Annotated in this window: 17 protein-coding genes; 15 read left to right on the top strand and 2 right to left on the bottom strand. The window is 51.8% G+C overall.

Translation table 11 applies throughout. From position 1 onward, the window contains the following. Window positions 1-252: 252 nt before the first annotated feature. The gene (locus Q0J41_RS06550; protein WP_296227588.1) at window positions 253-1,458 is read right to left on the bottom strand and encodes a PLP-dependent aminotransferase family protein; all 1,206 of its coding nucleotides are present in this window, start codon (window positions 1,456-1,458) and stop codon (window positions 253-255) included. A 123-nt stretch (window positions 1,459-1,581) separates the two neighbouring features. On the opposite strand from Q0J41_RS06550, the gene Q0J41_RS06545 reads away from it, so the two are divergent. The 7 genes from Q0J41_RS06545 to recQ all read left to right on the top strand — a co-directional run bounded on the left by Q0J41_RS06545 (window position 1,582) and on the right by recQ (window position 9,525). Next, window positions 1,582-2,496, top strand: a complete 915-nt coding sequence (locus tag Q0J41_RS06545; RefSeq protein WP_296227586.1) for a LysR family transcriptional regulator — start codon at window positions 1,582-1,584, stop codon at window positions 2,494-2,496. Between the two features lie 233 nt (window positions 2,497-2,729). Beyond that, complete coding sequence (argS, locus tag Q0J41_RS06540) at window positions 2,730-4,427, top strand: arginine--tRNA ligase (protein ID WP_296227584.1); 1,698 nt, start codon at window positions 2,730-2,732, stop codon at window positions 4,425-4,427. A gap of 217 nt (window positions 4,428-4,644) precedes the next feature. Then, window positions 4,645-5,118: an arginine repressor gene (locus tag Q0J41_RS06535; protein ID WP_296227583.1), complete on the top strand. Its 474-nt coding sequence runs from the start codon at window positions 4,645-4,647 to the stop codon at window positions 5,116-5,118. 11 nt (window positions 5,119-5,129) lie between these two features. Then, window positions 5,130-6,329 carry a bifunctional phosphopantothenoylcysteine decarboxylase/phosphopantothenate--cysteine ligase CoaBC gene (coaBC, locus tag Q0J41_RS06530; RefSeq protein ID WP_296227581.1) on the top strand — a complete coding sequence of 400 codons (1,200 nt, stop codon included), beginning with the start codon at window positions 5,130-5,132 and terminating at the stop codon, window positions 6,327-6,329. 128 nt (window positions 6,330-6,457) lie between these two features. Further along, window positions 6,458-6,730, top strand: coding sequence for an amidohydrolase family protein (locus Q0J41_RS06525; protein ID WP_296227579.1), 273 nt, complete (start codon window positions 6,458-6,460; stop codon window positions 6,728-6,730). A 1-nt stretch (window position 6,731) separates the two neighbouring features. After that, complete coding sequence (locus tag Q0J41_RS06520) at window positions 6,732-7,682, top strand: 2-hydroxyacid dehydrogenase family protein (protein ID WP_296227576.1); 951 nt, start codon at window positions 6,732-6,734, stop codon at window positions 7,680-7,682. 73 nt (window positions 7,683-7,755) lie between these two features. Continuing rightward, entirely contained in the window at window positions 7,756-9,525 is a 1,770-nt protein-coding gene (recQ, locus tag Q0J41_RS06515) for a DNA helicase RecQ (RefSeq protein WP_296227575.1), read from the top strand. Window positions 9,526-9,581: 56 nt separating this feature from the next. Here the strand turns inward: recQ and Q0J41_RS06510 are convergent, their stop codons facing one another. Further along, window positions 9,582-10,520: a nucleoside hydrolase gene (locus tag Q0J41_RS06510; RefSeq protein ID WP_296227573.1), complete on the bottom strand. Its 939-nt coding sequence runs from the start codon at window positions 10,518-10,520 to the stop codon at window positions 9,582-9,584. A gap of 276 nt (window positions 10,521-10,796) precedes the next feature. Between Q0J41_RS06510 and uvrC the strand changes: the two genes are divergently transcribed. The 8 genes from uvrC to Q0J41_RS06470 all read left to right on the top strand — a co-directional run bounded on the left by uvrC (window position 10,797) and on the right by Q0J41_RS06470 (window position 21,702). After that, window positions 10,797-12,599, top strand: a complete 1,803-nt coding sequence (gene uvrC, locus Q0J41_RS06505; RefSeq protein ID WP_296227571.1) for an excinuclease ABC subunit UvrC — start codon at window positions 10,797-10,799, stop codon at window positions 12,597-12,599. A 68-nt stretch (window positions 12,600-12,667) separates the two neighbouring features. Next, the gene (obgE, locus tag Q0J41_RS06500) at window positions 12,668-13,990 is read left to right on the top strand and encodes a GTPase ObgE (protein WP_296227569.1); all 1,323 of its coding nucleotides are present in this window, start codon (window positions 12,668-12,670) and stop codon (window positions 13,988-13,990) included. A 52-nt stretch (window positions 13,991-14,042) separates the two neighbouring features. Then, complete coding sequence (locus Q0J41_RS06495; protein ID WP_296227555.1) at window positions 14,043-15,980, top strand: acyltransferase family protein; 1,938 nt, start codon at window positions 14,043-14,045, stop codon at window positions 15,978-15,980. Window positions 15,981-16,016: 36 nt separating this feature from the next. After that, on the top strand, window positions 16,017-16,946 hold the full coding sequence (gene rnz, locus Q0J41_RS06490) for a ribonuclease Z (protein ID WP_296227552.1): 930 nt from the start codon (window positions 16,017-16,019) through the stop codon (window positions 16,944-16,946). 10 nt (window positions 16,947-16,956) lie between these two features. After that, window positions 16,957-17,751 (top strand): SDR family oxidoreductase, encoded by a 795-nt coding sequence (locus tag Q0J41_RS06485; protein WP_296227550.1) that lies wholly within the window; start codon window positions 16,957-16,959, stop codon window positions 17,749-17,751. Window positions 17,752-17,865: 114 nt separating this feature from the next. After that, window positions 17,866-18,057: a 50S ribosomal protein L32 gene (rpmF, locus tag Q0J41_RS06480; protein ID WP_003614010.1), complete on the top strand. Its 192-nt coding sequence runs from the start codon at window positions 17,866-17,868 to the stop codon at window positions 18,055-18,057. A gap of 67 nt (window positions 18,058-18,124) precedes the next feature. Then, window positions 18,125-19,690: a bifunctional UDP-sugar hydrolase/5'-nucleotidase gene (locus Q0J41_RS06475; protein ID WP_296227540.1), complete on the top strand. Its 1,566-nt coding sequence runs from the start codon at window positions 18,125-18,127 to the stop codon at window positions 19,688-19,690. An 86-nt stretch (window positions 19,691-19,776) separates the two neighbouring features. Beyond that, window positions 19,777-21,702 carry a DEAD/DEAH box helicase gene (locus Q0J41_RS06470; RefSeq protein WP_296227538.1) on the top strand — a complete coding sequence of 642 codons (1,926 nt, stop codon included), beginning with the start codon at window positions 19,777-19,779 and terminating at the stop codon, window positions 21,700-21,702. Window positions 21,703-21,722: the final 20 nt, after the last annotated feature.

Genomic DNA, 21,722 nt, shown 5'->3' with positions numbered 1-21,722 from the left:
CCCATGCCGAACACAGCAGTTAAGCTTCTTAACGCCGAAAGTAGTTGGTGGGAAACTGCCTGCGAGGATAGGAAGCTGCCGCGCGAGTCAAGAGTCAGACGGAAGTCTGGCTCTTTTTGTTTTCCATGCAAAATGTGTTTTTTGAGAATAGAAATTGCATTTTAGCCAGAAAATAGCCTACAATAGGTTGAAAGTTATTTAGCACAAAAAACCGCTCAAATGCTGGACGGTCGTAAACAGTATCTAGCTGGTCTAGATTGCCATTCGCAGCTGGGCCGGGCTGAGGATTCTGCCCAGGCGCTGGGCACCTTCATCAATCTGGCTCAAGCTAGAACCAGTGAAGTTGACCCGGAGGCCGTTATTCTTGTCCCAGTTAGGATAAAAGCTGGCCGAAGGCACGTAGATGAGGTGCTCTTTTGGCACGGCTTCATTAAGCAAAAGCTGTCTGGTATCAATTTCATTGTTCAGTTCAACCCAGAAGAAGAAGCCACCTTCTGGCTGGCTGATTTTCGCGTCAGCTGGCAGGTAAGTCTTTAAGTCTTTGGCCATAGCATCCAGCTTGACCCGGTAGACTTTCTTCAGCTGGTCAATATGCTGGTCCAGGTCATTGTCAGCCAGGTAGGCTGCAACAGTACCAGCGGCTAGGTATGGCACTTCCAGGTCAGCTGACAGCTTTAAGTTGACCAGCTGCTCCTTGATTTCCGGACTAGCTACCAGCCAACCTAAACGGAAGGCTGGGGAAAGAATCTTGGAGAAGCTGGACAGGAAAATCACTCTGCCTTCCGTGTCAAAGCTTTTGATGCTTGGCAGGCTTTCCCCATAGTAGCGGAGGTCCCGGTAAGGGGTGTCTTCCAGGATGACGAAGTCATAGCGGTTAGCCAGGTCAACCAGGCGCTGGCGCTTAGCCAGGGACATGGTGATCCCAGTTGGATTGTGGAAGTCTGGTACCGTGTAGAAAAGCTTGATTGCCGGGTGCTCTTTCAGCACCTCTTCAAAGTGGTCCAGGTTGACCCCGTCGTCTTCCAAGGGAATTTCATGGTAGATTGGTTCATAATTGTCAAAAGCAGCCAGGGCGCCAACATAGCTTGGTGCTTCAACGGCCATTTCATCGCCTGTTCCCAGGAAAAGCTTGGCCACCAGGTCGATCCCTTGCTGGCCGCCAGCTGTCAGCAAAATGTTGTCGGCGTCAGCCTTGATTCCCTGCTGCCTTGCCCGGTTTGCCAGATAGTCGCGCAAGTCGCCTGGCCCCTTAACGTCATGGTATTGGAAGGAGTGGGCCTGTTCCTGGCTAACGGCCTTCTGGTAAGCAGCTTGCAAAGCCTGGCTTGGAAAGAGACTTTCGTCTGGGCAGCCGCCCCCAAAGGAGATGTTGTCGGAAAAATTTCTTTCCGGGAAGAGCCCTTGCAGGCGGGATGGATTTTCAGTTTTGATTCTATTGGCAAAAAGCTTGCTTAACATTTTTCTTTGCTCCTAAATCGTATTGTCATTTGTGCGTTGACTATAGTATAATTGCTTGAGTAAGAATAATAAAATTCAACTTATTTAATTTTGGGTGAAATATTTTCATGTTAGGAGGGACAAATGCTGCCATTTCCATATTTAGTCTTCCGGACGGTCATTGACCAGGGGACCTTCAACAAGGCTGCCCTGGTCTTAAATGTCACTCCGTCAGCGATCAGCCACTCGGTCAACCAGCTGGAGACGGAACTAGGCTTTCCAGTCTTTGTCAGGTCAAGAAACGGGGTTAAGCTGACGCCGGATGGGGAGAAAGTCCTTCCCTTGATCCAGGAAATTATCAATGACCAGAGCCGGCTGGAGCAGGTAGCCCAGCAGATCCAGGGATTGGACACCGGCTTGATCCGGATCGGGGCCTTTTCTTCAGCCTGCATCAACTGGCTGCCGCCTTTGATCCAGAATTTTGCCAAAAACTACCCCCAGGTCAAGATTTCCGTCCGCCAAGCTGGCTTCAGCGAAATCACCCAAGCCGTGAAAAGCGGCCAGCTGGACCTGGGCTTGACCATGCTGCCGGAAAATGAGCAGGGGATCAGCTGCGAGAAAATTCTGGAAGACGAAATCTACTGCATTGCCCCCAAAAACTTCCAGGTTAAAAACGGCCACAGCGTCAGTGAAGAAGACCTGGTCAACTACAACTTTATCCTGCAGCAAAGCGACTATGACCTGGACACGAAAGCTGCCTTGGACCACTATTCAATCAAGTCAACGGCAATCCAGTTCTCCATCGACGACCAGTCAATCGTGGCCATGGTGGAAGCGGGCCTGGGACTGGGTATTTTGCCGGCTTTGGCCCTGCAGAAGATGCAGGGGGAGGTCAAGATCCTGCCTTTCAGCACCCCTTTTTACCGGAAGATTGCCCTGGTGACTTCCAATCAGCAGCGCCTGGCTCCGTCAAGCAGGCAGATGATTAAGAACGTGCGCGAACTGATCAGGCGCCAGTATCCAGGCGGGCGCTTGACGATGGAAGCGGAAAACGCATAGAATGCATGCAGTCTGTATAAATAGTATAATGAAATTGTTAAAATCCGTTGTCATAGCATCTAATCTCTTGCTATAATATACAGAGTGAAAATAAATGAGACTACAAAGCGTTTTGTCATACTCCATGAGATTAATAGGAAGCATGAACTAAAATTTGCATCAGCGATGGGGCAAGCGGGCGCTGAGTAATTTTTATTCAATTTTTAAAACATAGGAAACAAAGAAGGTATTTTATGAACGGTAAACAACTTGTTGCAGAAGCCTTACAGACAGTTTTGCTTGACTGGTCACTGGAAGATATTGACGTCAAGATCGAACGGCCAAAGGATGAAAAGCTGGGGGATTACGCTTTTCCAACCTTTACCTTAGCCAAGACCATGCGCAAGGCGCCAAACCTGATTGCGGCTGAACTGGCTGAAAAGATTGACCAGGGGAATTTTGAAAAGATCCAGGCAGTTGGTCCATACATCAACTTCTTCCTGGACAAGAGCCAGACCGGGGCGGCTATTTTGAAGGAAATCCTGGCTGACCCTGAAAACTACGGTGCCCGCGACCTGGGCCACGGCCGGAACGTTTCAACTGAATACTCATCACCGAACATTGCCAAGCCAATGGGGATGGGCCACCTGCGGTCAACCATGATCGGTGAAGCCATTGCCCGCATTCTGGCCAAGGAAGGCTTCAAGCCAATCAGAATTGACTACCTCGGTGACTGGGGCACCCAATTCGGGAAGATGATGGCTGCCTACAAGATGTGGGGCAACGACGCCGACATCGAAAAGGACCCAATCAACACCCTTTTGTCCTACTACGTCCGGATCAACCGGGAAGCTGAAGAACACCCAGAATACGATGAAGACGGCCGGGAATGGTTCTCCAAGCTGGAACACGGCGACGAAGAAGCCAAGCGTCTGTGGAGCTGGTTCAGAGAAGTTTCTTTGGAACGGTTCAAGAAGGTTTACAACATGCTGGACGTCCACTTTGACTCCTTCACTGGTGAAGCCTTCAGTGCCAAAATGATGGATGAACCAATCAAGATTCTCCGGGACAAGGGCCTCTTGGTCAAGAGCCAAGGTGCTGAAATCGTTGACCTGGAAAAGTATAACCTGCCGCCTTTGATGGTTATCAAGAGTAACGGGACTTCAACTTACATCACCCGTGACCTGGCAACTGCCATGTACCGGAAGAAGACTTACGGCTTCTACAAGTCCCTCTACGTTGTCGGCCAGGAACAGGAAGTCTACTTCCAGCAGCTGCGTGCCTGCTTGAAGGAAATGGGCTTTGAATGGGCAGACGACATTGTCCACATCAGCTTCGGTCTGATGAGCATCAACGGCCAGAAGATGTCTACCAGAAAGGGTAACGTCGTTAACCTGGAAGATGTTTTGAACGAATCAGTTGACCTGGCTCGCAAGCAAATTTCTGAAAAGAATGCCGGTCTGAAGAATGCTGACGAAGTTGCCAAGCAAGTCGGCATCGGCGCGGTTGTTTTCCACGACTTAAAGAATTACCGTCGCAACTCAATCGATTTCAATTTGGAAGAAGTCGTTAAGTTCGAAGGTGAAACTGGTCCCTACGTGCAATATGCTCGGGCCCGTGGCGAAAGCCTCTTGAGAAAGAGCGGGATTACCGACTTCTCAGACGCAGACCTGACCAAGATCGGTGCCGAAGAATGGGACCTGGTCTCCTTCATGGGCCGCTACGCCGACACCATTCAAAAGGCCATGGAAACCTACGACCCAAGCGCAATTGCTAAGTACGCTCTGGAACTGGCCAAGCGCTTTAACAAGTACTATGCTCACACCAGAATCTTGGTTGATGACGTTGACGAAGATGTCAAGAAGGCCCGTTTGGCTGTTGTCCAAGCAGTCAGCCACGTCATCAAGTCAGCCCTGGACTTGCTGGACGTCAAGGCACCAGACGAAATGTAGTTTTTCATTTAACATGAATGATATTAAATGCCTTGAATTTGCTTCAAGGCATTTTTTATTGGCTAATGCCAATGTTGTCGAGATTTTTTCCGGAGAATTGATCGAAAAAGGTCGGATAAGTGAAGAAGAATTAAATAACAGCTTTATTGAAATATAAAAGTGCGCTAAAATTAAAGGTATCTAAAATGCTTAAATATAAGATTAAGGGGTAATAATTATGAACTATAAAGAAAGAAGACAGCTGATTTACGAGTTGATCCAAACTAACAAGATTGAAACCCAGGAACAATTGCTGCTCTTGCTGCAATCTTATGGAGCAAACGCTACCCAGGCAACCATTTCCCGGGACATTCACGCCTTGCATATCAGCAAGGTGCCAGATGATGACGGCCGCAGCTATTATGTCAAGGCACCTTCAGCAGCGGTTAACCGGGAAAGGCAGCTAAAGGACGCGATTCGTGAACGGGTGGCTACTGTAACTGCTGTTCAGTTCACGGTCGTTATTCAAACTAGCATGAAATTGACTTATGCGCCAATTTTGGCAGGATTAATTGACGACATCGACAACGATGACGTGGTCGGCACAATTGCCGGTACCGACACCCTCTTGGTCATCTTAAAGGATGCTGAAGCAGCTGCCCGCTTTGCTGACTGGGCACAAGCCATCGTCAAGGAACGGAAGATCTACTAAGGCGACAGATAATGGCAAGAATATCGGTCTATATGACGGGCGGAATAGCTGCCTATAAAGCCGTGAGCGTTGTCCGGGGCTTGCAGAAGGCGGGCCATGAAGTCCGGGTGGCGATGACGGACAATAGCGAGAACTTTGTCGGGCCGGCAACCCTGGCGGCCTTGACGAAATGGCCGGTTTTAGACGACTTGTTTAGTCCGGGCCGGCAGGCGGAAATCTCCCATATTGACCTGGCCGACTGGAGCCAGCTAGCCCTGGTCGTGCCGGCTGATGCCAATATTTTGGCTAAGATGGCCCAGGGGATTGGGGATGATGCCGTTTCAACCACCCTCTTGGCTCTGCACTGCCCGCGCTTGATCGTGCCGGCAATGAACACCCACATGTGGGAAAATCCCGCTGTTCAGCGCAATCTCCGCCTTTTAAAAGAGGGCGGCGACTTGATCATGGAACCAGCCGTGGGCAGACTGGCTGAGGGTTACGCCGGCAAGGGCCGGATGCCGGAAGCTGAAGAAATCCTGGCCTGGCTTAATGACCAGCTGAACTTGCCGGCTAAAGGCAAGCGAATCGTCGTTACTGCCGGCGGGACCCTGGAGGCCATTGACCCGGTCCGCTTCATTGGCAACCGGTCAAGCGGCAAGATGGGTTTTCGTTTGGCAGAAGCCGCGGCTAGAAGAGGAGCCGAGGTAGACTTGATTTACGGGAATGTTTCGGTTCCCTTGCCAAAAGATGCCCGGATCCACCTGCATCCTGCCCTGTCGGCTCAGGCAATGCTGGATAAGCTGGAAGAGCTTTTCCCAGCTGCCGACGCCCTTTTGATGGCGGCAGCGGTCAGCGACTGGCGGCCAAAAGAGGCAGCTGACCACAAGCTGAAGAAGCAGGCCGGGGTAGAGGAGATGACCCTGCAGCTGGTCAAGAATCCGGACCTTTTGAAGACAATGGCCCAAAAGAAGCGGCCAGACCAAGTGGTCATCGGCTTTGCGGCCGAAACCAACGACCTTTTGGCCAATGCCAGCCGGAAATTGGCGGCTAAAGGAGCCGACGCGATCGTGGCCAACGATGTCAGCGGGGATGCCTTTGGTGGTGACGAAGATCAGGTAACGATCCTGGAAGCAAGCAAGGAGATCGATCCTTGGCCGCGGATGAGCAAGCAGGCCGTAGCTGACCGCTTGGTTAAGCTGACTTTGGACAGGATGGCAGAAAAGAACAATTAAAAGAAATAAAGTAAGAGGCCTTTTACCTGGTGAAAGACCTTTTATTTTTTTCTGAAACTTTTGCTATAATGAACCGCTTTCACTATAATAAGGGTAAGAGTTTCGTAAAAAGGATTGGGAGACGAATGATGAAGAAAATTGATGCCCACTTGCACCTGGTGCGGGATCTGGCCAAGGAAATTGTGGGGGCCAAAAGGCTCTTATGGGGCAGCGGCGCGCCATGGTCAGCCACTTTCAATGATTACGGCCAGCTTTATTCCTGGCTGGAAGATTCGGGGATTTTTTCAGAAACGGAACTGGCAGATATATACTACGGCAACTCGGAAAGAATTTATTTCAAGGCAGACCACGTGGCGGTATTAAAGGCCAGCCGCGATTCGCTGTTTGAGGGAGATGCTTAAGATGGAAAATGCGAAAGTTTTGGTGGCGGGCCTGGCGGTTAAGAGCCTGCCTGAATTGGAAAAAGACTGTGAAGTAACCTTTGCCCCGGAAGATGCCGGCAAGGATTGGTACCTGGCTAACTTGGGGGAATTTGACGCCTTGATCACCGGCAAGCTACCAGTTGACCAGGAGCTTTTAGACGCGGGCAAAAAGCTCAAGATCGTTTCTGCGACCGGGGTTGGCTATGACCATATCGACGTGGATTATGCCAGCAGCCAGGGGATCATCGTGTCCAACTGCCCGGCCAGCGTCATGCAGCCGACGGCAGAAATGGCCTTTACCCTCCTTTTGGCTCTCAGCCGGAAATTGGCCCTCTACAATCAAGAGATGCGGCAAGGGAACTTTTTGGACACGGGCTTGCTTGAAAACCAGGGACAGAGCCCGGTCGGCAAGACCCTGGGGATCTTCGGCATGGGGAGAATCGGCAAGACCCTGGCTAGCTATGCCCGGACCTTCGGGATGAACATTCTTTACCACAACCGCCACCAATTGCCGGAAGATGAAGAGCGGGCCCTGGGAGTCAGCTACGTGCCCTTGGCCGACCTGCTCAGCCAGGCCGACTATGTCAGCTTGAACGCTCCGGCCACGGCGGAAACCTACCACGTGATTGATGAAGCAGCCTTGAGCATGATGCAGCCGACGGCCTTTTTGATCAATACTTCCCGGGGCAGCCTGGTCGATGAAGCGGCACTTTTGCGGGCCTTAAAGGGCAAGCGGATCGCCGGCGCGGGCCTGGACGTGTTTGAAGAAGAGCCGGACTTCAACAAGGAATTCTGCCAGCTGGACAATGTGATTTTGACCCCGCATGCCGGCAGCGCCACCCGGGAGTCCCGGCGCAGCGTCTTGAAAGAAGCCAGCCATAATATTGTCTCCTTCCTGGTCGACGGAGTGCCGGTCAACCGGGTCAACTAAAAGATGCTTTTGCATCTTTTTTGTTATCATTAAGTGTTAGCAACTGTAAAGCGAATTAAAGGGGGCAGAGAGCTTGCTTGATCCACAGCAGGTCTTAAAGAAGTATTTTGGCTATGACAGTTTCCGGCCGGGCCAAAAAGAAATTATTGAAAAAGTTTTCCAGGGAAAAAATGTCCTGGCAGTCATGCCGACCGGGGGCGGGAAGTCGCTTTGCTACCAGATCCCGGCCTTGATGATTCCCGGCACGACTGTGGTGATCTCACCCTTGATCTCCTTGATGAAGGACCAGGTCGACAGCCTGCGCGAGTACGGGATACCGGCCGCGGCACTTAACAGTTCCACAGCCCAGGAAGATGTCAATCCCATCTTAAGAGCCTGCTATGAAGGGAAAATTAAGCTGCTCTACGTGACGCCGGAACGGATGGAGATGGACTATTTCCGCTACCAGCTCAACTTTTTGGAGGTCAATTTGATCGCTATCGATGAAGCCCACTGCATTTCCCAATGGGGGCACGACTTCCGGCCGGCCTACCGGAAGCTGAAGGACGGGATCAATGCCCTCCATACCCATCCCAATGTTTTGGCCCTTACCGCTACGGCTACCAAGGCGGTTAGAGAAGACATCGGCCAGCAGCTGGATATTTCTGAGGAGAATTTTGTCATCACCAGTTTTGAAAGAAAAAATCTCCGCTTCAAGTTAGTCAACGCGCCGAAAAACAGCCGGGCCTATATCGTCAACTACTTGAAGCAGCACCGGGGTGAGGCGGGCATTATTTATTCCAACACCCGGAAAAAGGTGGAGGGGCTGACCGAATTTTTGCGCCGGGAGGGCTTTAACGTTGCCGCCTACCACGCCGGGATGTCCAATGAGGAACGGGCCCAGGTCCAAGACGACTTCCAGTATGACCGGATTCCCTTGATCGTGGCCACGAATGCTTTTGGCATGGGGATCGACAAGAGCAATGTCCGCTTTGTCCTGCACGCAAACAGCGCCAAAAACCTGGAGGCCTATTACCAGGAAGCCGGCCGGGCGGGCCGGGACGGGCTGGAGAGTGAGGCCGTGATGCTTTTTCACCCCAGTGATCTTCGCCAGTTCCGCTGGTTTATCGACAATTCTGAAGCTGATGAGTCTTACCGACAGGTCCAGTACCAAAAGCTGCAGACAATCAGCGACTATGCCAATACAGACGAGTGCCTGCAGCAATTTATCGTTCGCTACTTTGGCCAGGACTGCCCGCCTTGCGGCAAATGCAGCAATTGCCTCAGCCAGGGTGATTTTCAAGATATAACGGCTGAGGCCCGGGCCATTATCGGCATGGTCTATGATTTGGACGGCCGCTATGGCAAAAAGATCGTTGCCCAGGCCGTGACTGGGTCCAAAGTCAAGAAGATCAGTGAGATCGGGGCTGATGAGTGTGTCCACTACGGCCTGCTCAAAGGAAAAAAGCAAGCTGAGGTGAGCAGCCTGGTCGACTATTTGGTCTCAAAAGGCTACCTGCAGCTGGTGGGGGACCGCTATCCCTTGGTTCACGTAACCAACCGGGGCTGGGACGTTTTGGACGGCAAGGCCAGAGTCAAAAGGCGCCAGGAAGTCAAAAGTGAGCAGCTTGCTGAAACAGGCGGTGACCAGGTCCTCTTTGAAGAGCTCAGAAAGGCCCGCCGGGCCCTGGCCCAGAAGCGAGGGGTACCGCCATTTGTTATCTTTTCAGACTTGTCTTTGCGGGATATGGCAGCCAGGAAGCCGCAAACGCCGGAAGAGCTGCTCCAGTGTAGCGGGGTCGGGGATGCGAAACTGGCCAACTATGGGAAGGCCATGCTGGCCGTAATCAAAGAATATGGATAAAAAACCTTCAGAAGGAAATCTTCTGAAGGTTTTAATCGTTATTGCTGCTTTATTTTTTAGAAAAGCTTGGCTTTTTCACACAGGTCGTCAAAGCGTTCCCAGAACTTGTCGTAGTTAGCGGAAGTAACCAGGGTCATTGGCCGGCCGTTTTCAGTTTCAAAGAAGCGGGCAGCCCGGTCGCCGTCAGTGTAGACGTCAGACTTGGTGTCACGGGTCGTGGCGATTTCTGGGTAAAGGGCGCTCATGGTGGTCAAAACGTCCCAGAGGTAGTAAGTTGAGTCGACTTCAAAGGAGTTGACCAGGGCGTAGACATAGCCTAGGAATTCAAAGGCCGGGTACTTGCGGTTGGACGCAAAGTGCTGGCGCATTTCGTCGGTTAAAGGCAGTTCTTCGGTTGATTCCAGGCCGACCTGCTGGATCTTGATCTTGGAGTCCCAGACCGTCTTGCAGGCTTCCGGGTCCCACCAGGCGTTCCATTCCTGGGTTCCGTCAGCGCATGGAGCGTAAACGTTGCCGTGGGCGTTCAAAGACCCGCCCATCCAGTAGAGTTCTTCGATCTTGTCTTGAATGCTTGGGTCGATTTCCAGAGCCCGGGCTAAGTCAGTCAAGGGGCCAGTGAAGACCAGAGTAACCGGGCCGTCAGCAGCATGGATCTTGTCGATCATGTCCAGGTGGGCTGGCTTTGCGGCAACTGGCGCTTCAACCGTGCCTTTTTCATTCAAGATCGGGAAGTGGTCAACGGAAAAAGCTGACACTCTCCAGGCTTCCGGGAACTGGTGGACAGCCCGGGAATCGGACTTGGCTACTTCTAGCTTGTCGCCGCGCTGGTTGAAGCGGTCGATCAGCTTCCGGGAAGCGGAAACGCCTGGTTCAACGTAGCCGTCGGCGTCGGTTACCCCAACCCCGATCAGCTTGATGTCCGGGGCCAAAAGCATCAGCAAAAGTGAAGTAAAGTCATCCATGTTGCTGTCATGGTTCAAGTAGAAGTTCTTCATAAAATCTTACCTTCCTAAATCCTTTAGTCTTAACAAGAATATTATACGTGATAAGTAGTCAAAAGACAGCATTTTCAGTGAAAAAAAGTTTGTTTTGAACTAAAAGTCGAACAAGCTAAGCGGCGAAAAAGTAATTGTTAAAATAAACACTTATTTTCTCCTTCATTTTGGTCATGAAAAATCATTAAAATATTTTTGTGATTACAGGCGGATTGGTGTTAGAATAATACTTTTCGTGATAAAATCGTACGGTAAATGATTCGCGGGGAGGCAGACATGGCAAGTCAATTGATTGAAAACAAATTGAAATTGCTGCCGGAAAAGGCCGGCTGCTATCTGATGAAGGACGTCAACGGCAAGGTCATCTATGTTGGCAAGTCCAAAAACTTGAAAAACCGGGTCCGGTCTTACTTCAAGAGCAGCCAGGAGGGCCGCCGGGCCGAGCTGGTCAAGAATATTGCCGATTATGACATCATCGTGGTGGATTCTGACAAGGAAGCCTTTTTGCTGGAAATCACCCTAATCAAAAAGTACCAGCCTTATTACAATGTGGCTCTGAAGTCGGGGACGGGCTATCCCTATATCGAAATCACGAATGAGAAAAATCCCCAGACCCGCCTGACCTCGATCGTCTACAAGGATAAGGGCTACTATTTTGGCCCTTACCCCAACGTCTACGCGGCCAGCGCGACTTTAAAATTCATCCAGAAGGTCTTCCCTTTGCGCCGCTGCAGCGGCTATACCGGTCGGCCCTGCCTTTACTACCACATGGGCCAGTGCCTGGGCAGCTGCTTCAAGGAAGTTCCGCAAAGCGCATATGACGAGCAGATCAAGAAGATTAAGCGCTTTTTGAACGGGGACATCCAGGAGGTCAAGAAAGACTTGACCAATAAGATGCTGCAAGCTTCAGCTGACCTGGAATTTGAAAGAGCAGGGGAACTCCGGGACCAGCTCAAATATATTGAAGAAACGGTTGAAAAGCAGAAGATCATCTCTAACGATCATACCCAAAGAGACATCTTCAACTATTACGTGGACCGGTCCTGGATTTCCATCCAGGTCTTCTTTTTGCGGCAGGCCAAGCTCTTGCGACGGGAATCACACATGTTTCCTTTGACTGATGAAACTGACCCGGCAGACGAATTCATGTCCTTTATCGCCCAGTTTTACGCCCAAAAGAACCGGGTCAAGCCAAGGGAGGTCCTGGTGCCAAAAGGCATTGACCAGGATGAACTGGCCGCGGCAATCGGCATCAAGGTCCGGACCCCGCAAAGGGGGCAGAAGGCTTCTTTGATGGAGATGGCCAGAGAAAATGCCCAGCTGAAGCTGGATGACAAGTTCCGCCTGCTGGAGCTTGGCCAGCGCAAGACCAAGGGGGCCCAGGAAGAAATTTTCAAGGCCTTGGGTCTGCCTTACGGGGCATACATTGAAAGTTTTGACCACTCCCATATTCAAGGGGCGGACCCGGTTTCGGCCCTGGTTGTCTTCAAAGACGGGGAGCCTTTTAAGACCGGCTACCGGAAGTTCAAGCTGAAGGGGGAAGTTGAACACCAAAACAGCGCCGATGAAGTCGGCAACACCCGGGAAGTCGTCCGCCGCCGCTACAGCCGGCTCTTAAAAGAGCATGAAAGAATGCCGGACCTGATCTTGATGGACGGGGGACAGATCCAGGTGGAAGCTTGCGAGGACGTCTTAAGAAACGAGCTGAACCTGGATATTCCGGTAGCGGGGATGGTTAAAGACGACAAGCACCGGACCAACCACCTCTTGTACGGTGACCCGTTTAAGGGCCAGCCTTTCAAGCTGATTCCAATGGATCCGAAGTCAGAAGGCTTTTACTTAATGACCCGGATTCAAGATGAGGTCCACCGCTTTGCCATCACCTTTCACCGGCAGACCCATGCGAAAAATTCCCTGGTCAGCCGGCTGGACTCGATCAAAGGCATCGGGCCGAAGAGCCGGACCAAGCTTTTGCGGGAATTTGGCTCTTTAAAGAAGATCAAGGAAGCTTCTATTGACGATCTGCGTGAGGCGGGACTGACTTTAACCCAGGCGCAGGCTGTCAAAATTTCCCTTTAGCTATTGGGCAAAATAGCTTATGATTAAATGGTAACAATTAACGAAAGAAAGAAAAGGTAAAAACAAGAATGCCAACTCCTTCAACATTTGTTGATCAAACTAAAATTGAAGTCCAAGCCGGAAAGGGCGGGGACGGCATGGTGGCCTTCCGCCATGAAAAATTCATGCCCAACGGGGGACCAGCTGGCGGTGACGGCGGCCGGGGCGGCTCCATTATCTTTGTGGCCGACAACGGTCTCAGAACCTTAATGGATTTCCGCTACCGGCGCAAGTTCAAGGCTGAGCCTGGCGAAAACGGCCGCATCAAGGCCCAATACGGCAAGGCAGCCAAGGACCTGTACCTGAAGGTGCCAGTCGGTACGACCGTCTACGACTTTTTCACCGGTGAAGAAATCGGTGACTTGGTTGAAAACGGCCAGGAACTGGTCGTGGCCAAAGGCGGCCGGGGCGGCCGGGGCAATATCCATTTTGCCACCAGCGTCAACACCGCGCCGGAAATCGCAGAAAACGGGGAACCAGGTGAATTCCGGACCCTGCGTTTGGAATTGAAGGTTCTGGCCGACGTTGGTCTAGTCGGCTTTCCGTCTGTCGGTAAGTCAACCCTTCTGTCAGTCGTCACCAGTGCCAAGCCAAAGATCGCGGCTTACCAGTTTACGACCTTGAAGCCAAACCTGGGCATGGTCCTTCTGCCAGACGGCCGGGACTTCTCCATGGCCGACCTGCCGGGCCTGATCAAGGGGGCCAGCCAGGGGGTAGGGCTGGGGATCCAGTTCCTGCGTCACGTGGAAAGAACCAAGGTTATCCTCCACATGGTGTCCATGGACCCGAACAACGGCCGGGATGCCTACGAAGACTATGAAACCATCTTGCACGAACTGGCTTCATACACGGAAGATGACCTTTCCAGCAAGCGGGAAATCATCGTGGCCAGCCAGATGGATATTCCAGGTGCTGATGAGAAACTGGCTCAGTTCAAAAAAGACCTGGCTGCTCATGGGGTTGACCAGGAAGTTTACGAACTCTCCAGCATTACCCACCAGGGCGTTGACCGCTTGATGAGCCGAGCTGCTGACCTGGTCAGCGAGGTTGAAGCCCAAGAGGCTGAAGCTGCTGTTAAGCCCAAGGAAGAGGTCAAGACTAAGACCTACAAGTACCACCGGCCTGAAAAGCTGGAATTCACGGTTGAAAAGCTGGCTGACCACGAATTTGAAATTCACGGTGAGCAGCTTGAACGCCTGGTAGCCATGACCAACCTGGACCACCAGGACGGGATCATGCGCCTGGCCCGTCGCTTGAAGAAGATGGGTGTCGATGATGAACTGCGGGCGCAAGGCGCTGTCGATGGAGACGACGTTTACATTGGCGACTTCAGCTTTGAATTCGTGCAATAAGGGATAGATTGAAAACTATAGAATAGAGAAACGAAAGTTAGAGAATTAAAAAATGAAGAAACGATACATTACTGGCTATGCCGGTTTGCGGGCCCTGGCTGTAATCGGGGTTATTTTGTATCACCTGGATCCGGACCACTTTGTCGGCGGCTACCTGGGTGTGCCGGTCTTTCTGGTTTTGACCGGCTATCTGGTAACCGATCAGATTATGGCTGCTTACCGCGATTATGGCTATTTTGACATTAGGTCCTTTTACCAGCGCCGCTTCAAGCGTCTTTATCCGCCGCTGATTGCCATGCTCTGGCTGACTAGCGCTTATATTGTGCTCTTTCAGCGCAACCTCTTGAATAAGCTCTACCAGATCGTCGCCAGCAACCTGCTGGGGGTATACAACTGGTGGCAGATTTTTAACGGGCAGAGTTACTTTGAGCGTTTTGCCAATAATGAATCGCCTTTTACCCACTTGTGGACGATGGCGATCGATTGGCAGTTCTACCTGCTCTGGCCGCTAGTGATGGCCCTCTTGGTCAAATTTGCCAAAAAGCGGCGGAATATTTTCTGGGTTTTGGTTGGCCTGTCGGTCTTGTCCGCTTTGGAAATGGCCCTGCTTTTCCGGCCGGGCCAGGATACCAGCCGGATCTACTACGGAACCGATACCCGCTTCTTCTCCTTGGGCCTGGGTGGCGCTATGGCAGTTTTCTGGCCTTTTGAAGAAATGGACAACCGCTTCACCCAAAAAGACGGGGTGATCCTCAACTGGACGGGGCTGGCGACCTTGTTTGGGATGCTTTTGCTCATGTTCTCGCCTTTAATGAACGCTCAGACGGCCTTCCCATATTATGGGGGGATGTTCATCTTCAGCTTCTTCGTGATGGTTTTCGCGGCCGTAATCGCGGCACCGGTCGGGATCTGGGATCAGCTGATGACCAACCCGGTCTTTGACTGGCTGGGGTCAAGAAGCTATGAAATCTATCTCTACCAGTTCCCGGTCATGATCTTTTTTGAAAGCCGGGTCAGCGACCTGGCCGACCATGTGACTCTTTACCGGGTAATTGAGATTGTCTTGATCCTCTTGATCAGCGAAATTACTTACCGCCTTTTTGAAAAAAGACGCTACACCAGCGAGGGCATCCGCTACAACTTGGCCAAGCTCTTCCACTGGCCAGTCAAGCTGTCCAAGAGCTGGCTGAAGACGGCCGCCTTCTTCCTGGTCTTTTTGATCGGCAGCGGCGGGATTATCTTCTCCCCGCTGGCTAAGGCTGACAACAAGGACGGGGCTTTGATCAAGACGATCAATGACAACTCCAAGCAGCAGGCTGAGATGAACAAGAAGGCCCTGGAATCAATCAAGAGCTCGCAAAAAGCGGCCAAGAAGTCGTCCAGCAGTCAGAGCAAGCAGCCTTCCAAGGCCAAGTCAAAAAAGACTAAGTCTAAGAGCAGCGGGAAAAAGGTCAACCAGGAGTTTGAGAAATACGGGATCAGCCAAGCTGACCTGCAAGCCGCGCAAAAGCTGCAGGTGACGGCAATTGGTGATTCGGTCATGGCTTCTTCAAGTGACATCTTGCACCAGCTTTTGCCGCACGCCGTAATCGACGCCACGGTTTCCCGGCAGGCCGACGTGGCTCCCCAGCTGCTTCAGTCTTATGCCCAAAAAGGTGAGCTACAGGACAATGTCTTGATCGGCCTGGGGACCAACGGGCCTTTTACTGATGACGAGGTCAAGCAAATCATGCAGATTGTCGGGCCAAAGCGTCAGCTTTTCTGGATCAATGTCGTCGTGCCAACTCGGTCCTGGCAAAACCAGGTCAACCAGCAGCTACAGGCCTTGACCAAGAAGTACAAGAACCTGACCGTCATTGACTGGTATGGCTACGCCCACGGCCAGTCCAGCTGGTTTTACGACGACAAGACCCACCCGAATAATGTGGGGCAAAATTACTACAGCACTTATATCGTCAAAGAAATGGTCCGCGCCAGCGGATTGAATTAGCCTTTTTATATTTGTTTGGAAAAGAATGGGAGTTAAATGGAACTGGAATTTCTTGGCACCTGCTCGGGCCAGCCGTCAAAGTTGCGGAACGTCTCGAGCCTGGCTTTAAAACTACTGGATGAGCTGAACGAGATTTGGCTCTTTGACTGCGGGGAAGCAACCCAGCACCAGATTCTGCGCACCAATATCCGCCTGCGCAAAATCACGAAGATTTTTATCTCGCACAATCACGGCGACCACATTTTCGGTCTGCCGGGCCTCTTGTCAACCAGGTCCTTTCAAGGTGATGTGGGTCCCTTGACCATTTACGGGCCAGCAGGGATTGAGCAGTTCGTCAAGACATCTCTCAGGATTTCCAAAACCAAGATTTCCTATCCAATCAAATTCGTTACCCTGGAAGAAGCAGGCAAGATCGTCAGCGAGCGGGGTTTTGAAGTCTATACTGAAAAAATGGACCACCGGATCGACAGCTGGGGCTTCCGGGTAGTAGAGGCTGACAAAGCCGGTGAGCTGTTAATGGATAAATTGGCAGAATTTAAAGTGCCAAACGGCCCGCTCCTTGGTAAACTAAAGAGGGGCGAGCAGGTTGAGCTGGCTGACGGCACAGTTTTAAACGGCAAGGACTTCCTGGGTCCGGCTAAGAAGGGGCGGGTAGTAACCGTGATCTATGACACCCGGTCTACTGCTTCAATCCGCCGCCTGGCTGACCATGCTGACGTCTTGGTCCATGAAGCGACTTTTGATGCCAGCGAAAGTAAGCTGGCCAGGGATTATTACCATTCAACGTGCACACAAGCCGCTGAGACGGCCGCCGCCTGCCAGGTTGGGCATTTATACCTGACTCATGTTTCGGCCCGCTACGTGGGCCCTCTGGCTAGTCAGATGGTCAAGCAGGCCCGGGAGATTTTCCCGGCCACGACCCTGGCCAGGGACCTGGACAGCTTCGTAGTTCCAATGAAAGGTTAACGTGTTAAAGATGAGTGATTCATTACGCAATAAAGTTGTAGTTATTAGCGGGGCCAGCAGCGGGATCGGCCGGTCAATTGCCCTGGAAAGCGCCAGCCGGGGGGCCACGGTCGTTTTGCTGGCCCGCCGCCTGAACAAGCTGGAGGAAATCGCGGCTGAAGCCAGAGAATTGTCTGGTTCAGCGGCTTTTGCCGTCAAGGCTGACTTGGGGATGGCCAGCGATATTGAAGCCGCTTTTGACCAAGTTAAGGAAAAGGTCAAGCACATCGACTACCTGGTCAACGCGGCTGGTTTCGGCAAGTTTGAGGAATTCATGGAAGCTGACATGCAAGACACTACGGAAATGTTCCAGGTTGACGTCTTGGGCTTGATGTACATGACCCGGCTTTTCGGCCGGCTCATGCTGGAGCAGGGCAGCGGGCAGATCATCAACTTCGGCTCCTTGGCCGGCAAGGTGCCGACGACCAAGTCAGCGGCTTACGGCGCCGCCAAGGCAGCCGTAATCCAGTTCTCTAACGTCCTGCGCCTTGAACTCAAGCCTTTCGGCGTCAAGGTCATGACCGTCAACCCGGGCCCGGTTTACACCAATTTCTTCAACATTGCCGACGCAAGCGGCCAGTACGTCAAGAATGTCCAGGCCTTCATGCTTGACCCGGACGACGTTGCCTGGGAAGTAGTCCACTACTTCGGTTCAAACAAGCGTGAGCTCAACCTGCCGGTCAGTCTGGCGGCTTTGGCCAAATTGTACAACTTGTTCCCAGTGATTGGAGACAAATTGTCACTTGAATTTGCCTCCCGCAAATAAATAAAGTAAGGTTTTTCTTGATTTATTTGCCAGGCAATAGTATTATTTAATTACTTGAGTATTTAGGTCAATGACCTGATACTGTGATACTACAATAAAGGAGATCAGTTATAAATGGCAGTTCCTGCAAGACATACTTCTAAGCAAAAGAAACGTTCACGTCGCGCTCACTTGAAGCTCAGCGTGCCAGCAATGCACTACGACGCAACTACTGGTGAATACCGTTTGAGCCACCGTGTTTCCCCTAAGGGTTACTACAAGGGTCGTCAAGTAGTCAGCGAAAACAGCGCTAGCGATAACGACTAATTTAAAAGGCACCTGTTTTTCTGGTGTCTTTTTTTATGTCAAAAATTAGGATCGAGGAATTCGAAAAATGAAACTGGTTTTTTTACATTCAAGCGACACCCACGGCTACTTGCTGCCAACTGACTACCAAACAAGGGGCGACTACGACGCCCCTTACGGTCTTAGCCGGGTAGCCAGCGCCATTAAGGCGGAAAAGGCCAAGTGGGGGGCAGACCACGTCATCGTGACTGATGCCGGTGACTGCCTGCAGGGGTCTCCTCTGGCTGCTTACACCCATGGCAGCAAGAATCTGGACAACCTGGCCCGCTTTACTGCTGCTTACAACGCGGTCGGCTATGACGTCCGCTGCCTGGGCAACCACGACTTCAACTTTGGCCAGGAATACATGGCCTACTACGTGGACAACAACAAGGCGCCGTTCGTCAACTGCAACATTTTGGACGCGGAAACCCAGGTGCCGACTCTGGGCCGGGACTATGTGATCCTGGAAAGAAGCGGGGTCAAGGTTGGCGTTTTGGGGATTACCACCCAGTACATCCCCCACTGGGAAGCAGCTGACCGGATCAAGGGCCTGGCCTTTAAGTCTGCTTACGAACAGATTGCCCATTTTGCCAAAATCATTAAGCCGCAAGTCGATGTACTGGCCGTTCTTTACCATGGTGGCTTTGAAAGCGACATTGCCAGCGGGGAAGCGACTGAACCGCACAACGGGGAAAATGAAGGCTACCGGATTCTGACTGAAATCCCGGAAGTTGATGTCATGCTGACGGGCCACCAGCACCGGAGACTGAACATGATCAGCCCGTCCGGCAAGCCCTGCGTGCAGCCAGGCTACCGGGGCGAGGCAATCGCTGAAGTCGTTTTGGACCTGGAAAAGACGGAAGCAGGCTACAAGGTCAAAGAAGCGACCAGCGAATTGATCGACACCAATAACTTTGCGTCAGACCCGGAAGTTGAAGAAATCGTTAAGCCGCTCGATCTGGCCACCCAGAAATGGCTTGACCAGCCAATTGCCTATTTGGACCAGGCAGCGCCGATTGAAGATGCCAACAAGGGGCGGATTGAAGGGGCGCCTTTCATCAACCTGCTCCAGCAGATGCAGCTCTACTTTACTCACGCCGACCTTTCAGCTACGGCCGTGATGAATGATGTGGCCAAGGGCTTTGGCAAAACGGTGACCATGCGGGATATTCTTTTGAACTATCCATACGCCAATCAATTGGTCAGCGTCAAATTGACCGGTAAGCAGCTCCGCCACATCGTAGAGCACACGGCCAGCTTTTTGGAAAAAGACGAAAACGGCAAGATCCACTTTATTGACCGCTATTTGAAGCCAAAGCCGGAACTCTACCACTTTGACGTCTTTTATCCACTGGAATACGAGGCTGACCTTTCCAAGCCGGTGGGCCAGCGTTTGACCAAGCTGAAGTTCAAGGGCCAGGATATTCAAGATGACCAGGTCTACCACCTGGCCGTCAACAACTACCGGGCCAACGGGGGCGGTTTCTATCCTGAATACAGCTTGGACAAGATCGAATTCTCCTTGGACAAGGACTATGTCCAGATGTTCAGCGAATACCTGACTCAAGGGGAGGTCAAGGTCGACACGAAGAAGTACTACCGCTTCTATTAGTAACGAATAACGAAGAAAGAGGCCATCAGGCCTTTTTTTCATGCCCTTGTGGCATAATTAAATAAAAGCAGCTAAGGAGGTGGAGTATGCCAGGAGAAAATGTGCGCGTCCAAGGGAAAGTGGTCAAGAGCCATTTGACTTCCTTTGTATCAGCCGAAGAATTGCGGCAGGTGCAGGCAGCAGAAGAATTAGCCGGCCTGCCGGTTCACCAGAAGCCCTATGCTTTCGTGACATTGAAAGACTGGGAGGCGGTCTGCGGCCATTTAGAAAAGAATTTGCCGGGAGCAATTGCCTCTTTTGAGGCGGCCGAAGGGGTCCTGCCCTGGCTGGCCAAAGAAGAAGGCGGCAAGCTCAAGCAGATATTTGGCCAAGAAGTCCCGGCCGGGCAAATGGTGACCTTGACCCTCAGCCAGGTCGAGAAAAAGGGCAGTTGGCAATTGCAGTTAGACGGGGTGATTATGGCTGCTAAAATGCCAAATGAAGAAAAAACAGGTAAAACAGAAAAAATAGAAGAAGTTAAAGAAGTAAAAGTAGCCAAAAAAGCAAAAAAAGTAAAAGAAAAGACTGAGTCCTTTGCCGGTCAAATGGTCGATGCTCAAGTCAAATTAGGCGGGCAGGTCCTGCCCCTGCATGACTACCAGCTTTACAGCATGAACTTTATTATGGATCATCCTTACTGCGGGATTTTCCTGGATATTGGCCTGGGCAAGACCCTGACTACTCTGGCCGCTTTAGCCAAATTACGCGAAGAGGGGATGAAGGGGCATATTTTGGTAATCGCGCCAAAGACCGTGGCCAAGTCAACCTGGCAAGATGAGATTGACAAGTGGAACTTGCCCTTTAAGACCCAGTCCTTTTTGACCGACGAAAAAGGCCGCCAGCTGACTCCAGCTGGCCGGCAAGAGCTTTATGAAGATGCCGCGGCCAAGGCCGCCAAGGGCGACTGGCAGCTGTATTTTGCCAGCCGGGACCTGGTCAGCAAGCTGGTTGACCTGGGACCCTGGCTCTTTAAAAACGTGGTGATTGACGAGTCCCAGTCTTTCAAGTCGCCGGCTTCCCAGCGCTTTAAGGCCTTAAAGAGTGTGCGGGGGCGGATCCAGCGCCTGATTGAACTGACCGGGACTCCAGCGCCTAATTCCCTCCAGGATCTCTGGTCACAAATTTATCTTTTGGACCAAGGAAAAAGGCTGGGCAAGAGCATCACGACCTACCGGCAGCAGTACTTTGAGCCTACCATGCTGGTCAACAACCACCCGGTCAAGTGGCGGCTTTTGCCAGGCAGTGAGGAGAAAATCTACCAGGCCATCGATGACATTGTCATCTCCATGAAAAATAGCCGGCTGAAATTGCCGGAACTGACCGAGAGCCTGGATTGGGTGGAAATGCCGCCAAAGGCCAAAAAGAGCTACCAGCAGCTGAAAAAAGAGCAAGTTCTAGACTTGCCAGGCCAGGAGATTACTGCTGATAACGCGGCAGTTTTGGCCGGCCGCTTGCGGCAATTAGCCAGTGGAGCCATTTATGAAGAAGATGGTGTGCATTACCAGGAGATTTTTGCCGGGAAATTAGAAAGATGCTTCTACTTGACCAGTAACACGGCCACGCCCAGCCTGGTAGCTTATTATTTCAAGTCTGACGCCGCCCGCCTTTTAGCCTTTTACCAGAAAAACGGGGTGCAGGCTGAGCTTTTTGACGGCTCAGCTGGCATGATCCGCCGCTGGAACAAGGGCAAAATTCCGGTCATGCTGGTCCAGCCGGCCAGCGCCGGGGCGGGTCTTAACCTGCAAGAGGGGGGCCACACCTTGATCTGGTTTACCCTGCCCTGGAGCCTGGAGCAGTACCAGCAGATGAATGGCCGCCTTTACCGGCAGGGACAGAAAAAGCCGGTCATCATTCACCATCTTTTGACGAAGGGAACGATTGACCGGCATGTTTTAGACAGTTTGAAAAAGAAGGACCTCTCCCAGCAGGCCTTGCTGGCCGCGGTCAGAAGGACGGTTAATCCTATATTTTAGCAGATTTGCTTATACTCGCG

Source organism: uncultured Lactobacillus sp., assembly GCF_944327175.1.
Classification (GTDB): domain Bacteria; phylum Bacillota; class Bacilli; order Lactobacillales; family Lactobacillaceae; genus Lactobacillus.
The sequence above is the reverse complement of the archived record's forward strand: the minus strand, read 5'-3'. Positions and strand labels throughout refer to the sequence as shown.